A 14,588-nucleotide genomic window follows, 5' to 3' on the forward strand; every position below is an offset into this window, starting at 1 on the left:
GTGGGCAACACCTTCGGTGACGAGGGCGCCTTCGCCTCGCTCATCGACGATGTCGAGGAGCGCATCTTCCAGCGGTTGCCCGACGAGACCTGGTTCTACCCCGGCCACGGCAACGACTCCACCCTCGGCGCGGAGCGGCCGCACCTGGGCGAGTGGCGCGAGCGCGGCTGGTGAGCCACTCGCCGCGCGGGAGACCGGCCGGCGATCGCCTCCTGTGGGCGCTCCTAGCCGGAGTCGCCTGGCCGGTTCTCCGGTCGGCCAGCCGCGCATTCCATCCCGCCCAGCCCGGCGATCGCCGTTCGCCCGCCGCGAACGCCGGCGACCCAGCCCACCCGCGCGGCCTAGCATCGCCGCATGGGTGACCTCGTTCCGTTCCCGTCCCGGCCGGCGCAGCAGCCCGAGGAGCGACAGCCGCTGTGGCGGGAGGCCGCCGGTGGCGTCCTGCGTGCCGAGCGACTGGCGCAGCAGCGCACACTGAGCGACGTCGCACAGCGGGCCGGGGTGAGCACCCAGCACCTCTCCGAGGTCGAGCGCGGCCGCAAGGAGGCCAGCTCCGAGGTGCTCGAGGCGGTCACCGGCGCCCTGGGGCTGCGGCTCGACGAGCTCACCCTGCGGGTGACCAGGCGGCTCACCGGCCCGGTCTGCCTGGCGGCCTAGACGGTGACCAGCTTGCGACTGTCGAGCACCGCGTCGGCGAGCCCGTAGGACACCGCCTCCGGGGCCCGCAGCACGCGATCGCGCTCGGTGTCGCTGTGCACCTGCGAGACCGCCCGTCCGGTGTGCGTGGCCAGGATCGCCTCCATCTCCTCGCGCAGCCGCCCGATCTCCTTGGCGGCCACCTGGAGGTCGGGCACGTCGCCGCGGGTGCCGCCCTGGCCGGGCTGCTGCAACACGACACGCGCGTGCGGCAGCACGGTACGGCGTCCCGGAGCTCCTGCCGCGAGCAGGACCGCCGCCGGTCCCGCCGCCTGACCCACGCAGGTGGTCGCCACCGAGGCGCGGATGAACTGCATCGTGTCGTAGATGCCCAGCATCGCGGTGGGGTCGCCGCCGGCGGAATTGAGGTAGAGGTTGATCTCCGACTCGGCGCCTTCGGCCTCCAGGTAGAGCAGTTGCGCGATCACCACGTTGGCCACGCCGTCGTCGATCGGCGTACCGAGGTAGACGATCCGGTCGGAGAGCAGTCGGCTGTAGATGTCCACGGCCCGCTCCCCCAGCCGGGTCTTCTCGATCACCGAGGGGATCGGGTAGGAGCTCATCCGGCCATCCCGAAGGCGACGCCACGCCGGGCGGGCGTGACCGATCCGACGTCGGAGAGGACCTCGTCCACCAGACCGTAGTCGCGGGCCTCCTCGGCGGTGAACCATCTGTCGCGGACCGAGTCGCGGTCCACCTCCTCCACGGTCCGGCCGCTCAGCGAGGCGGTGACCTGCAGCATCCGCTGCGTCATCCGGTCCAGCCGGGCGGCCTGTACGGCGATGTCCGCGGCGCTGCCGCCGATGCCGGCCGAGCCCTTGTGCAGCAGCACCTCCGCACTCGGCAGCAGGTAGCGCTTGCCGGGCGCACCCGCGGTCAGCAAGAACTGCCCCATGCTGGCCGCCAGGCCCATCCCGAGCGTGGAGACGTCGTTGGGGATCAGCCGCATCACGTCGTAGATCGCCATCCCGGCGGTCACCGAGCCGCCCGGCGAGTTGATGTAGAGGCTGATGTCGCGGTGCGGGTCCTCGGCCGAGAGCAGGAGGAGCTGGGCGCAGATCCGGTTGGCGATCGGGTCGTCGACCTCTTGGCCGAGGACGATGATGCGCTGGTGCTGGAGCCGGATGGCGAGCTGCTCGTCGAGCGGGCCACCGGGCTGGGGTGTCTGGGTCATGCCTCCACGCTCGCCGGCGACGGTGCGCCGGCCAAGCGATTCCGCCCACAGCGGTTCTGCTCACAGCGGAGGTACGCCGTAGGCTCGGCTGCGTGATCGAGCTGCGCACCCCGACCCAGATCGAGCAGATGCGGCCGGCAGGCCGGTTCGTCGCCGACGTACTCCTCGCGCTGCGGGAGAAGGCGGACGTCGGCGTGAACCTGCTCGAGCTCGACGAGCTGGCCCACCAGATGATCAAGGACCGCGGCGCGGAGTCGTGCTACATCGACTACCACCCCAGCTTCGGGGCGATGCCGTTCGGCAAGGTGCTGTGCACCAGCGTCAACGACGCGGTGCTGCACGGGCTCCCCCACGACTACGTGCTGCGCGACGGCGACCTGCTCAGCGTCGACTTCGCCGCCAGCGTCGACGGCTGGGTCTCCGATTCCGCCCTGTCGGTCGTCGTCGGTACGCCGCGCCAGGAGGACCTGGACCTGATCGACACCACCACCCGCGCGCTGGACGCCGGCATCGCCGCAGCCCGGCCGGGCAACCGACTCGGCGACATCTCGCACGCCATCGCCGAGGTCGCCCGGGCCGCCGGGCTCCGCATCAACACCCAGTTCGGCGGCCACGGCGTCGGCCGGACCATGCACGGCGACCCGCACGTGCCCAACGACGGCCGCCCGGGCCGCGGCTTCAAGCTGCAGCCCGGCCTGGTGATAGCGATCGAGCCGTGGTTCCTGCAGACCACCGACGAGATCTACACCGACGAGGACGGCTGGACGCTGCGCAGCAAGGACGGCTCTCGCGGGGCCCACATGGAGCACACCGTCGCGATCACCGAGGACGGGCCACTCGTCCTCACCGCCCGCGACTGAGCGCCGACGTCGTACTCACTCCTCCTCGGGCAGGGCCAGCCCAGCGGCCGTCTCGCCGATCACCGGCTCGTCCTGGTGGACGTACTTGCCACCGGCCAGCAGTGACGCCAGCGCGGCCAGCACGCACATCACCGCGGCCGCACCGAAGACCACGATCAGGCCGTGGTGGAACGGCTCCGACATCAGCTGCGGGAAGAACTGCTTGCCCGTCAGGGTGTGCAGGTCGGGGTGACCCAGCGGCAGACCCGCACCCTGCAACTGGCCGAGAATCGTCTGGATCGGGTTGAAGCCCAGGAACGACGCGAACAGCGACGCCACCGGCGGCATCTGACCGGCCGCCTGCGCGGCCTGGTCGGCGACGCCGTGCGCCTGCAGTCCGTTGGTCAGCGTGGTCGGCAGCTTGGCGGCCAGCCCCGCGATCATCAGCGAGAAGAACACGCCGATGGACAGCGACGACCCGGAGTTGAAGAACGTGCCGCGCATGCCGGAGGCAGCGCCCCGCTGGTCGGCCGGCACGGAGTTCATGATCGCCGAGACGTTGGGTGCCGCGAACAGGCCCGAGGCCAGGCCGTTGAGCAGCAGGATCACCGCGAAGACCCAGTAGTGGAAGTTGACCGGGATCACCAGGAACCCGACGAACGTGACCGCGACCAGCAGCATCCCACCGGAGGCGAAGAGGCGCGCGCCGAACCTGTCGGAGAGGACGCCGGACAGCGGCCCGGCGATCAGGAAGCCGGCCGTCAGCGGCAGCATGTAGATGCCGGCCCACAGCGGCGTGGACTCGTAGGAGTAGCCGTGCAGCGGCAGCCAGATGCCCTGCAGCCAGATGATCAGCATGAACTGCATGCCGCCGCGCGCCACCGAGGAAAGCAGGCCGGCCAGGTTGCCGGCCCAGAACGGCCGGATCCGGAACAGCCCCATCGCGAACATCGGGTCGGCGACCTTGGTCTCGATCCAGCAGAACAGCGCCAGCAGCGCGGCGCCGCCGATCAGCCCGGCCAGCACCCACGGGTCGGTCCAGCCCATGGTGTGGCCGCCGTAGGGCTGGATGCCGTAGGTGATCGCGACCAGGATCGCGGTCAGCCCCACCGCGAACGTGATGTTGCCGGGCAGGTCGAGGCTGCCCTGGCGGCGTACACCGGTCTCGTGCAGCGACAGGTACGACCAGATGGTGCCGACCACGCCGATGGGGACCGACACCCAGAAGACCAGCCGCCAGTCGACCTCGGAGAGCACGCCGCCGACGACCAGGCCGATGAACGAGCCGGCCACCGCCGCCACGTTGTTGATGCCCAGCGCCATGCCACGCTGGTCGGCCGGGAACGCGTCGGTGAGGATCGCCGTCGAGTTGGCGAACAGCATCGACCCGCCGACGCCCTGGATGATGCGCCCGATGATCAGCCACATCGCGCCACCGCCCCCGTCGAACGGGTCCAGAGAGAGGTAGATGGAGGCGAGCGAGAAGACCACGAAGCCGAGGTTGTAGATCTTCACCCGGCCGTACATGTCCCCGAGCCGGCCCAGCACCACCACCAGCACCGCGGAGACGACCAGGAAGCCCATGATCATCCACAGCAGGTAGCTCACATTGCCGGCCCCGAGCGGGTCGACGTGGATCCCCTTGAAGATCGCCGGCAGCGAGATGATCACGATCGAGCTGTTGATCGTGGCGATCAGGATGCCGAGCGTCGTGTTGGACAGGGCGACCCACTTGTAGTGCGGGTGGTCGGCGGCGATCCGCTGGCGTGAGGACGGGGCTTCGGTCACGTGTCAGGAATTTACTTTACCCTGACTAACTAAATCGCACCGGCCGGCGGGAGATCCTGATCACATCCCGTCCTAGTCTCTGCTCATGCATGCCGTCACCCCCGCGTCGGTCGAGCTGGCCCGCGCTCTCGCCGACCTGAGCATCGTCCGTCTCTGCGACCCCGTCCCCCTCGACCACACGAGTACGCCGGAGGACCTCCAGGAGCTCGCCGGGGAGACCGTCACCGCAACCGGGCTGGGCGCGAAGGCCGCCGTACGACTGTGGGACGAGGTGCTCTCCCGGGCCTGCCTGTCCACCGACCACCCGCGCTACCTGGCGTTCATCCCGGCGGCGCCGACCAAGGCCTCGGTCGCCTTCGACATGCTCATCGGCGCGTCCAGCATCTACGGCGGCAGTTGGCTGGAGGGCGCCGGCGCCGTGTACGCCGAGAACCAGGCGCTGCGCTGGGTCGCCGACCTGGCCGGTCTGCCGCCGGAGTCCGGGGGTGTGTTCGTGCAGGGCGGCACCTCGGGCAACCTCTCTGCCCTGGTGGCGGCCCGCGCCGCCGCGGCGCACAGCCGCGATACCCGACCGGTCCGCTGGACGGTGCTGCTCAGCGAGGAGACCCACTCCTCGGTGACACACTCGCTGGAGACGGTGATGGACGTCGACGTGGTCAAGCTGCCCGGCGACGAGCGCGGCCGGGTCACCGGCGGGGCCGTCGCGGCGTGGGCCGCATCGGCCACGCCCGAACAGCGCGATGCCGTCTTCGCGGTGGTCGCCACCGCCGGCACCACCAACCTCGGCGTCGTCGACGACCTGGCTGGCATCGCCGACGTCTGCGAGCAGCACGGCTGGTGGCTCCACGTCGACGGCGCCTACGGCGCGGCCGGACTCGCCGCTCCCTCGATCCGGCACCTCTACGGCGGGATCGAGCGCGCCGACTCCCTCATCGTCGACCCGCACAAGTGGCTGTTCGCGCCGTACGACTGCTGTGCCCTGCTCTACCGCGACCCCGTGCTGGCCCGGGCCGCGCACACCCAGAAGGCGAGCTACCTCGACCCGGTCAACGTCGAGGGCGAGTGGAACCCCAGCGACTTCGCCGTCCAGCTCAGCCGGCGCGCGCGGGGGCTGCCGTTCTGGTTCTCGCTGGCCGTGCACGGCACCGACGCCTACACGGCGGCGATCGAGCACACCCTGGAGACCGCCCGCGCCGGCCGGCGCATGATCGACGAGGCCGACCACCTGCGGCTGCTGGTCGAGCCCGACCTGACGGTGCTCATCTTCGAGCGGATCGGCTGGGAGAAGGACGACTACCTGGCCTGGAGTCGCGAACTGCTGGACGAGGGCACCGCGTTCGTGACGCCCACCCGGCACCGCGGCCGGGTCTGCACCCGGATCGCGGTGGTCAACCCGGAGACGACCGTCGAGGACCTGCGGGTGGTGCTCGACTCGCTGCGCTGACCTGCGAGACTACCTGCCATGGCGCTGACCGACCGCGAGATCGACATCTTGGCCTTCGAGCGCTCCTGGTGGGCCACCGGCTGCGCCAAGGAGACCGCGATCCGGGAGCAGTTCGACCTCTCCTCGGCCGAGTACTACCGCCTGCTCGGCGAGCTGCTCGACCGCCCCGAAGCGCTCACCCACGACCCGTTGCTGATCCGGCGGCTGCGGCGCCAGCGGATCACCCGCCAACGGGAGCGCTCCGCGCGCCGGGCTCGCGACTAGCCCGTTCGGGCCATGCCCACTCCCCCGCTCGGGCCATCTTCCGGACTCGGGGGTGACAGTCTTGGGGTGCCCGGCTACTCTTTGCGGTGTTGGACCGCTGGTGACCCGAGACGCCAGCGGTTCGACTCATTTCTGAGCCGGGTCAGCCCTCTTCGGCGAAGTCCTCGTCGTGGGTGCCGGGGCGAGGCGCCCACGGCAGCTCCTTCGCCGGGCGTACGACGACCAACCGGTCGCCGCGGGCCAGCTGGCTGACCACCGGGTCGAAGTAGCGGAACACCTTCTCGTCGCGCACCACCGCGATCACCTGGTCCGGCAGACGCTGCGGCTGCTTGCCGACCTCGTTGACCAGCAGCGGGCGCTCGGCGACCTCAAGACCCTCGCCGTACGTCAGCAGGTCCTCCATCACCGCGCCCAGGGTCGGGCTCAGCGACGAGAGCCCGAGCAGCCGGCCCACCGCGTCGGAGCTGGTGATCACCGAGTTCGCGCCGGACTGCTTCATCAGCGGCGCGTTCTCCTGCTCGCGCGCCGCCGCGACGATGTACGCCGACGGGTTGAGCTGGCGCACCGTGAGGGTGGCCAGCACGTTCGAGTCGTCGCGATCGGTGGTGATGATGACCTGGTCGGCGCTGTCGACCCCGGCGCGCTGCAGCACGTCGCGGCGGGTGGCGTCCCCAGTGATCACGGCCAGGCCGTCCGCGTGCGCGTCCTGCAGCGCGGAGGCGGACGGGTCCACCACCACGATCCGCTCGCGGTCCTGGCCGTTGTTGACCAGCGTCTCGACGGCGCTGCGGCCCTTGGTGCCGTAGCCGACGATGACGACGTGGTGGCCCATGTGCTTCCTCCAGCGGGATATGCGGAAGATCTCCCGGCTCCGACTGGCCAGGACCTCCAGGGTGGTGCCGATCAACAGCGCCAGGAAGGCGATGCGCATCGGAGTGACGACGATGGCGTTGAGCAGCCGCGAGTGGGCTGCGACCGGCGCAATGTCGCCGTAGCCCGTCGTCGAGAGCGTGACGGTGGTGTAGTAGAACGCGTCGACCAGCGAGAGCTTGCCGCTGGCGTCGTTGCTGTCGTGGTAGCCGTTGCGGTCGAACCAGACCAGCAGCACCGTCACCGCCAGGATCGCGAAGGCCAGCAGCAGGCGGCGGGTCAGCTCCCACCACGGCGATCGCAGCCGCTCGGGCAGCGCCACTCCACCGCGGGGCCTGGCTACCGGCTGCGCGCTCTCGTCCGACACGGAGGGAAATCTAGCCTGCGGGGTCCTGGCCGCGCTTCGCGCGGCTGACACCGCTCGCGGCCGACGCCCTCGAGCGGCGCGCCGTCGCTCTCCCGATCGCCTACCCTCGGAGCATGACGTCACCCGCCACCGAGTCGCGCCGCGAGATCCGCACCGTCAGCAACCAGGCTCCGCCACTGGTCGGACACAACGTCGTCACCTCGGACCTGGCGCTGACCGAGGCCGTGCTGCGGCATGGCTCCCCCGAGGTCCTGGACTCGCTGGTCGCGCTCGGCGCCGAGGCCGGGACCGCCGACGCCCGCGAGCACGGCGCGCTCGCCAACGAGTTCCACCCCGAGCTGGTCAATTACGACCGCTACGGCAACCGGGTCGACGAGGTGCGGTTCCACCCGTCGTGGCACTGGCTGATGGAGCGCGCGGTGGGCCACGGCCTGGCCGCCGCGCCGTGGGAGTCCGGCGAGCCGCACGCGCACCTGCGCCGAGCCGCCGGGTTCATGGCGTGGTCGCAGACCGAGCCCGGCCACGGCTGCCCCATCTCCATGACGTACGCCGCCGTCCCCGCGCTGCGCGCCAGCGCCGAGCTCAGCGCGGAGTGGACGCCGCTGCTGGCCTCGCTGCGCTACGACCCCGGCCTGCGGCCGGCGTCGGCCAAGCTCGGCGCCCTGGCCGGGATGGGCATGACGGAGAAGCAGGGCGGTTCCGACGTACGCGCGAACGTCACGGTGGCCCGTCCGACCGGCGTCCAGGGCGAGTACACCCTGCACGGCCACAAGTGGTTCACCTCCGCCCCGATGAACGACGTCTTCCTGGTCCTGGCCCAGGCACCGGGCGGGCTGACCTGCTTCGTGATGCCGCGGGTGCTGCCCGACGGCTCGCGCAATCGGCTCGACGTGGTCCGGCTCAAGGACAAGCTCGGCAACCGCTCCAACGCCTCCTCGGAGCTGGAGTTCGACGGCACGCTGGTGCGCCGTCTCGGCGAGGAGGGCCGGGGCGTGCGCACCATCATCGAGATGGTCGCCGCCACCCGGCTCGACTGCGTGCTCGGCTCGGCCGCGCTGATGCGGCATGCGGTCGCGGAGGCGTCCTGGCACGTGGCGCACCGCTCGGCGTTCGGCGGCCTGCTGGCCGACAAGCCACTCATGCAGAACGTCATCGCCGACCTGGCGGTCGAGTCCGAGGCCGCGACCGCGCTGGCGCTGCGCCTGGCCGCGGCGGTCGACGCCGGGGAGGACCCGCTGCGCCGGCTGGCGCTGCCGCTGGCGAAGTTCTGGGTCTGCAAGCGCACGCCCGGCCTGGTGGCCGAAGCCTTGGAGTGCCTGGGCGGCAACGGGTACGTCGAGGAGTCCGGCCTGCCGCTGATCTACCGCGAGGCGCCGCTCAACTCGGTCTGGGAGGGATCGGGCAACGTCAACGCCCTCGACGTACTGCGGGCGCTCTCGCGTGAGCCCGAGGCCCTCGACGCCTACCTCGGCGAGGTGGGCCTGGCGCGCGGCGCCGACGCCCGACTCGACCGCGCCATCGACGACACGCTGGCGCTGCTCGGCACCCTGATCGGCTCTCCCGACGCGCTCGAGGCGTCGGCCCGGCGGCTGGCCGGCCGGATGGCCACGGTGCTGCAGGGCTCGCTGCTGGTCCGCTTCGCCCCGGCGGAGGTGGCCGACGTGTTCTGCGCGTCCCGACTGGCCGAGGGCGCGGCGTCCTTCGGCGCCGGGGGCACCTACGGCATGCTCGCCGAGGGCGACCACCAGGCGATCGTGGAGCGCACCACGCCGGTCCAGGGCTGAGCCCGGTGCAGACCCCCGAGGAGCTCGCCCCACTCGGGCGACGGCAGTACGGCCGGTTCGACCGGCGGCCGATCTTCGTCAACCCGCTCGAGCCCTACCTCGGCGGCACCCGCCGAGCCCGCCGGCTGCGACTCAAGGAGTGGATCGGCTGGACGCTGATGCACCCGGAGCTCTCCTGCTCGATGATCCTGCAGGACGCGCACTACCTGGCCAGCTCCGAGCTCTACGTCCGCGACGCCGCCTCCGGCCGGCTGACCCAACACGCCCGCAACCTGCGCGGGGGCAGCCTCCACCTGCCCGAGCGGCTCTATCCGAGCCAGCCGAGCGTCGACGCCAAGGGGTACGCGATCGGCTACGACTTCGGGCCCGAGGGCGGGCGGCATACCATCGAGGTCGACATCGCCGGCACCGCCACCGAGCTGCCGGTCTCCGTCCGGCTCACCCTGGACGGCGCGCACGCCGGCGCACCGCTGTCGGTCAGCCAGCCGCTGGGCCGCAAGGCGGCGATGTACACCCACAAGGCGGTCTTCCCGGCCGCCGGCAGCGTCACCGTCGGCGACCACACCTACACCTTCGACCCGGCCCGCGACCTGGCGATCCTCGACGAGCACAAGACGTTCCTGCCCTACCGGACCCGGTGGCTGTGGGGCACGTTCGCCACCGTCGACGCCGACGGGATCGTGGGCGCCAACTTCTGCCGGCGGCCCGCGGTCGCGGGGACGCCGGGCGAGTCGTGCCTGTGGCTGCCCGCGCCGTACCGCTGCGAGGGGCTGGACGACGTGGAGCTCGCGCCGGAGTCGGAGGACTCGCTCGCGCCCTGGCGGGTGCGCAGCGCCGACGGTCGCCTCGACGTCGTCTTCACCCCGGACGGGCGCAAGGACGTCAAGCACCAGCTGGTGCTCTTCGCGATCGACTACTGGCAGCTCTACGGCACCTACGCCGGCATCGTCGGCGACCGGCGGGTCGAGGGCGTGCGCGGCGTGCTCGAGTCGATGAAGGCCCGGCTCTGAGCCGTTACGAGAGATCCAAGCCGGGGTAGAGCGGGAACCTGCCCATCAGCTCCGCGGCAGCGGCCTTGGTGCGCTCCGCGACGCCGTCGGCGATGACGTAGGAGGCCTTGCTCGAGGCGCCGGCCGACGTCGTGCCGGGCGTGGTGCTCTTCAGCACGTCGACGATCAGCTCAGCGACCCGGTCGAACTCGTCGGCGCCCAGGCCGCGGGTGGTCAGCGCCGGCGTGCCGAGCCGGATGCCGGAGGTGTACCAGGCGCCGTTGGGGTCGGCCGGGACCGAGTTGCGGTTGGTCACCACGCCCGAGTCGAGCAGCGCCGACTCGGCCTGGCGCCCGGTGATGCCCAGCGGCGAGACGTCGAGCAGCACGATGTGGTTGTCGGTGCCGCCGGTGACCAGCTTGATCCCGCGCTTGAGGAAGCCCTCGGCCAGCGCCTTGGCGTTGTCGGCGATGTTCTGCGCGTACGTCGCGAACGCGGGCTGGCGCGCCTCGGCGAACGCCACCGCCTTGGCGGCCATCACGTGCGAGAGCGGGCCGCCCAGCACCATCGGGCAGCCGCGGTCGACGCTGGGGGCGTACTCCTCGGTGGCCAGGATGAAGCCACCGCGCGGACCCCGCAGCGACTTGTGGCTGGTGGAGGTCACGACGTGGGCGTGCGGGACGGGGTCCTCGTCGCCGGTGAAGACCTTGCCGGCCACCAGGCCCGCGAAGTGGGCCATGTCGACCATCAGGGTGGCGCCGACCTCGTCGGCGATCTCGCGCATCTTGGCGAAGTCCACCCGACGCGGGTACGCCGAGTAGCCCGCCACGATGATCAGCGGCTTGAACTCGCGCGCCTTCGCGGCCAGCGCGTCGTAGTCCAGCAGCCCGGTCTCCGGGTCGGTGCCGTACTGCTGCTGGTGGAACATCTTGCCGGAGATGTTGGGCCGGAAGCCGTGGGTGAGGTGGCCGCCCGCGTCCAGGCTCATCCCGAGCAGGCGCTGGTTGCCGAGTTCGGCGCGCAGCCGCTCCCAGTCGGCCTCGGAGAGCTCGTTCATGTTCTTCACGCCGGCGCTCTCCAGCCACGGGCCCTCGACGCGGTGGGCGAGGATCGCCCAGTAGGCCGTCAGGTTGGCGTCGATGCCCGAGTGGGGCTGCACGTAGGCGTACTCGGCGCCGAACAGCTCACGGGCATGCTCGGCCGCGAGCGACTCGACGGTGTCGACGTTCTGACAGCCGGCGTAGAAGCGGTGGCCGACGGTGCCCTCGGCGTACTTGTCGGAGAACCAGGTGCCCATCGTCATCAGCACCGCAGGCGAGGCGTAGTTCTCCGAGGCGATCAGCTTGAGCGAGGCGCGCTGGTCGGCCAGCTCCTGCCGAGTCGCCTCCGCGATCCGGGGCTCGACCGAGGCGATGACCTCGAGAGCCTGCTGGTACGCGGAGCTGGTCAGAGACGACAGATCGGCCATGCCGGAATCCTAGTGACCCCGCCGGTGTTCGCCTCATCGCCGTCCGGTTGTCGCGCCGCGCAGCGGCGCGTGACGTGAGCCACACCGTGCCGCCTGCTGGTGCTGATTTGACCATATCGCGGACATGCGTTCCGACATATGAGATGAGCGCTTGTGGCAAGCCCGTCCGAGCAGTGAGACTGCTTGACATGGTCTCCGCCGCAACCCATATCCACCTCGTGGTACGTCGCCACGTGGACTTTGGGCGCATGCGCAGCATGATCTGTTGGCCCCGCTGACGCCGACGCTCTGCAACGAAGCCGAGCTCGCCGGCACGCCGCCCGACCGACTACCCCGGGCGCGCGAACGCGAGGACCGTCCCACCTGCTCGGTGGAACTCGCCGTACCGCGCGTCTTCGAACGCAAGGAACCCTGACACCGATGCCCGACCTGCGCTTCCAGGCGAAGTCCCCGACCCAGACCGAGATCCCCCGCCCCAAGCGCGGCGAGGGTCAGTGGGCGCTCGGCTACACCGAGCCGCTCAACGCGGCGGAGCAGTTCAAGAAGGACGACGATCCGCTGCACGTCCGCGATCGCATCATCAACATCTACTCCAAGCGCGGCTTCGACTCCATCGACCCGAACGACCTGCGCGGCCGGTTCCGCTGGTTCGGGATCTACACCCAGCGCCGCCCCGGCCTGGACGGCGGCAAGACCGGCGCGCTGGAGCCGCACGAGCTCGACGACCGCTACTTCATGATGCGGGTCCGCAGCGACGGCGCCCTGCTCAGCGCCGACCAGCTGCGCACGCTCGGCGGTATCTCCACCGATTTCGCCCGCGACACCGCCGACATCACCGACCGGAGCAACATCCAGTACCACTGGATCGACATCGTCGACGTGCCCGAGATCTGGGAGCGGCTCGCCCGGGTAGGGCTGAGCACCGAGGAGGCCTGCGGCGACTCCCCGCGCGGCTTCCTCGGCTCGCCGGTCGCCGGCGTCGCCAAGGACGAGATCATCGACGGCACCCCGGCGCTGCAGGAGATCACCCGTCGCCGGACCGGCAACCCGGCGTACGCGAACCTGCCGCGGAAGTTCAAGACCTCCGTCTCCGGCCACCCCTCGCTCGATGCCGCGCCCGAGATCAACGACGTCTCCTTCGTCGGCGTGGTGCATCCCGAGCTCGGCCCCGGCTTCGACCTGTGGGTCGGCGGCGCGCTGTCCACCAACCCGTTCCTGGCGGCGCGGATGGGGGTCTGGATCGCGCTCGACGAGGTCGCGGACGTCTGGGAGGGCGTCATCTCGATCTTCCGGGACTACGGCTACCGCCGGCTGCGCTCGCGCGCCCGGCTGAAGTTCCTGGTCCAGGACTGGGGCATCGAGAAGTTCCGCGAGGTGCTGGAGAACGAGTACCTGCACCGCAGGCTGCCCGACTGCGCCTCCCCCGAGCGGGCGGTGCACAACGGCGACCACATCGGCGTCCACGAGCAGAAGGACGGCCGCTTCTACGTCGGCGCCAGCGCCACGGTCGGCCGCGTCAGCGGGACGCTGTTGACCCGGCTCGGCGACCTGGTGGAGAAGCACCAGGTCGACGGCGTGCGGCTGACGGCGTACCAGAAGCTGGTCATCCTCGGCGTCGACGGGGACCGCGTCGACGAGCTCCTCGACGACCTCGAGATCATCGGTCTCTCCGCGCGGCCCTCCAACTGGCGGCGCTCCACGATCGCCTGCACCGGCATCGAGTTCTGCAAGCTCGCCATCGTCGAGACCAAGGAGCGCGCCCGCCGGCTGGTCGACGAGCTCGAGCGGCGCTTCCCCGACCTCGACACGCCGATCACGATCAACGTCAACGGCTGCCCCAACTCCTGCGCGCGCATCCAGGTCGCCGACATCGGCCTCAAGGGCCAGCTCGTCCTCGACGAGAACGGCGACCAGGTGGAGGGCTTCCAGGTGCACCTGGGCGGCGGCATCGGGCTGACCGCGGCGCTCGGCCGCAAGCTGCGTGCCCACAAGGTGACCAGCGCCGGCCTGGACGACTACATCACCGTGGTGGTGCGCAACTACCTGGCCCACCGGACCGAGGGCGAGTCGTTCGCGTCCTGGGCGGCACGTGCCGACGAGGAACTGCTGCGCGGGGAGCGAGAGGTCGTGGCGGTGTCATGAGCGTCTCGACCGCGGCGGCGCGTGCCAACCGTGGCGTGCACACCGAGGGCAGGACGCCCGAGGAGCTGCGCGAGATCGTGTCGCACTGGGGTGCCGAGCTCGAGCTCGCTCCCGCCGAGACGATCGTGGAGTGGGCGGCCGCGACCTTCGGCGAGCGCTTCTGCGTGACCTCGTCGATGGGCGACGCCGTGCTGGCGCATCTGGCCTCCAAGGTCGTGCCGGGCATCGACGTGGTCTTCCTCGACACCGGCTATCACTTCGTCGAGACGATCGGGACCCGCGACGCGGTGGCGGCCACGCTGCCCGTCAACCTGATCACGATCACGCCCGCGCAGACCGTCGCCGAACAGGACGCCGAATACGGCAAGGACCTCTTCGCCCGCGACCCCGACCTGTGCTGCCGGCTACGCAAGGTGGAGCCGCTGGCCGAGGCGCTGAGCGGGTACGACGCCTGGGCGACCGGGCTGCGTCGCGCCGAGACGCACAACCGGGTGATCGCGCCGGTGATCGGTTGGGACGCCAAGAAGCAGAAGGTGAAGGTCTCCCCCATCGCCCGCTGGTCGGACGAGCAGGTGGAGCGCTACATCGCCGAGTTCGGCATCCTGGTCAACCCGCTGGTCTACGACGGCTACCCGTCGATCGGCTGCGCTCCGTGCACCCGCCGGGTCGCTCCCGGCGAGGACCCGCGCAGCGGCCGCTGGGCCGGCACCACCAAGACCGAGTGCGGGATCCACACGTGAGCCCGACCATCCCCGTTCCATCC

General features: G+C 71.0%; 14 protein-coding genes and 1 pseudogene. 10 read left to right on the forward strand and 5 right to left on the reverse strand.

Annotated elements, in window-relative coordinates; genetic code table 11:
* Together VHA72_RS06110 and VHA72_RS06115 are read left to right on the forward strand one after the other, a co-directional pair.
* Positions 1-174: pseudogene (locus VHA72_RS06110) on the forward strand (MBL fold metallo-hydrolase); the annotation flags it as partial.
* A gap of 180 nt (positions 175-354) precedes the next feature.
* On the forward strand, positions 355-657 hold the full coding sequence (locus VHA72_RS06115) for a helix-turn-helix domain-containing protein (RefSeq protein ID WP_325573556.1): 303 nt from the start codon (positions 355-357) through the stop codon (positions 655-657).
* Here the strand turns inward: VHA72_RS06115 and VHA72_RS06120 are convergent.
* Both VHA72_RS06120 and VHA72_RS06125 read right to left on the reverse strand, forming a co-directional pair.
* Entirely contained in the window at positions 654-1,259 is a 606-nt protein-coding gene (locus VHA72_RS06120) for a ClpP family protease (RefSeq protein WP_325573557.1), read from the reverse strand. The two genes, VHA72_RS06115 and VHA72_RS06120, sit on opposite strands and share 4 nt — an antisense overlap.
* A complete protein-coding gene (locus VHA72_RS06125) occupies positions 1,256-1,870 on the reverse strand; it encodes a ClpP family protease (RefSeq protein WP_325573558.1) in 615 nt (204 codons plus the stop codon). Before VHA72_RS06125 ends, VHA72_RS06120 begins: the two co-directional genes overlap by 4 nt.
* A 92-nt stretch (positions 1,871-1,962) precedes the next feature.
* Here VHA72_RS06125 and map point away from each other — a divergent pair, with 92 nt between their 5' ends.
* On the forward strand, positions 1,963-2,730 hold the full coding sequence (map, locus tag VHA72_RS06130) for a type I methionyl aminopeptidase (protein WP_325573559.1): 768 nt from the start codon (positions 1,963-1,965) through the stop codon (positions 2,728-2,730).
* Between the two features lie 15 nt (positions 2,731-2,745).
* On the opposite strand, the gene VHA72_RS06135 is transcribed toward map, so the two are convergent.
* A complete protein-coding gene (locus VHA72_RS06135; RefSeq protein WP_325573560.1) occupies positions 2,746-4,497 on the reverse strand; it encodes an MFS transporter in 1,752 nt (583 codons plus the stop codon).
* 85 nt (positions 4,498-4,582) lie between these two features.
* On the opposite strand from VHA72_RS06135, the gene VHA72_RS06140 reads away from it, so the two are divergent.
* Together VHA72_RS06140 and VHA72_RS06145 are read left to right on the forward strand one after the other, a co-directional pair.
* Positions 4,583-5,941: a pyridoxal phosphate-dependent decarboxylase family protein gene (locus VHA72_RS06140; RefSeq protein WP_325573561.1), complete on the forward strand. Its 1,359-nt coding sequence runs from the start codon at positions 4,583-4,585 to the stop codon at positions 5,939-5,941.
* Between the two features lie 18 nt (positions 5,942-5,959).
* Positions 5,960-6,205, forward strand: a complete 246-nt coding sequence (locus VHA72_RS06145; protein WP_325573562.1) for a DUF3263 domain-containing protein — start codon at positions 5,960-5,962, stop codon at positions 6,203-6,205.
* Positions 6,206-6,347: 142 nt separating this feature from the next.
* Here the strand turns inward: VHA72_RS06145 and VHA72_RS06150 are convergent, their stop codons facing one another.
* On the reverse strand, positions 6,348-7,442 hold the full coding sequence (locus tag VHA72_RS06150; protein WP_325573563.1) for a potassium channel family protein: 1,095 nt from the start codon (positions 7,440-7,442) through the stop codon (positions 6,348-6,350).
* A 113-nt stretch (positions 7,443-7,555) separates the two neighbouring features.
* Between VHA72_RS06150 and VHA72_RS06155 the strand changes: the two genes are divergently transcribed.
* Both VHA72_RS06155 and VHA72_RS06160 read left to right on the forward strand, forming a co-directional pair.
* A complete protein-coding gene (locus VHA72_RS06155) occupies positions 7,556-9,226 on the forward strand; it encodes an acyl-CoA dehydrogenase family protein (protein WP_325573564.1) in 1,671 nt (556 codons plus the stop codon).
* A gap of 5 nt (positions 9,227-9,231) precedes the next feature.
* The gene (locus VHA72_RS06160; RefSeq protein ID WP_325573565.1) at positions 9,232-10,236 is read left to right on the forward strand and encodes a DUF2804 family protein; all 1,005 of its coding nucleotides are present in this window, start codon (positions 9,232-9,234) and stop codon (positions 10,234-10,236) included.
* Between the two features lie 4 nt (positions 10,237-10,240).
* Here the strand turns inward: VHA72_RS06160 and VHA72_RS06165 are convergent, their stop codons facing one another.
* Positions 10,241-11,683 (reverse strand): glycine hydroxymethyltransferase, encoded by a 1,443-nt coding sequence (locus VHA72_RS06165; RefSeq protein ID WP_325573566.1) that lies wholly within the window; start codon positions 11,681-11,683, stop codon positions 10,241-10,243.
* 265 nt (positions 11,684-11,948) lie between these two features.
* Here VHA72_RS06165 and VHA72_RS06170 point away from each other — a divergent pair, with 265 nt between their 5' ends.
* From VHA72_RS06170 to VHA72_RS06180, 3 genes are read left to right on the forward strand one after another with little or no spacing between them, the layout of a single operon-like run.
* Positions 11,949-12,098: a hypothetical protein gene (locus VHA72_RS06170; protein ID WP_325573567.1), complete on the forward strand. Its 150-nt coding sequence runs from the start codon at positions 11,949-11,951 to the stop codon at positions 12,096-12,098.
* A gap of 5 nt (positions 12,099-12,103) precedes the next feature.
* Entirely contained in the window at positions 12,104-13,825 is a 1,722-nt protein-coding gene (locus VHA72_RS06175; protein WP_325573568.1) for a nitrite/sulfite reductase, read from the forward strand.
* Entirely contained in the window at positions 13,822-14,565 is a 744-nt protein-coding gene (locus VHA72_RS06180) for a phosphoadenylyl-sulfate reductase (RefSeq protein WP_325573569.1), read from the forward strand. Before VHA72_RS06175 ends, VHA72_RS06180 begins: the two co-directional genes overlap by 4 nt.
* Positions 14,566-14,588 lie beyond the last annotated feature (23 nt).

Source organism: Nocardioides sp. (genome assembly GCF_035547795.1).
Classification (GTDB): Bacteria; Actinomycetota; Actinomycetes; order Propionibacteriales; family Nocardioidaceae; genus Nocardioides.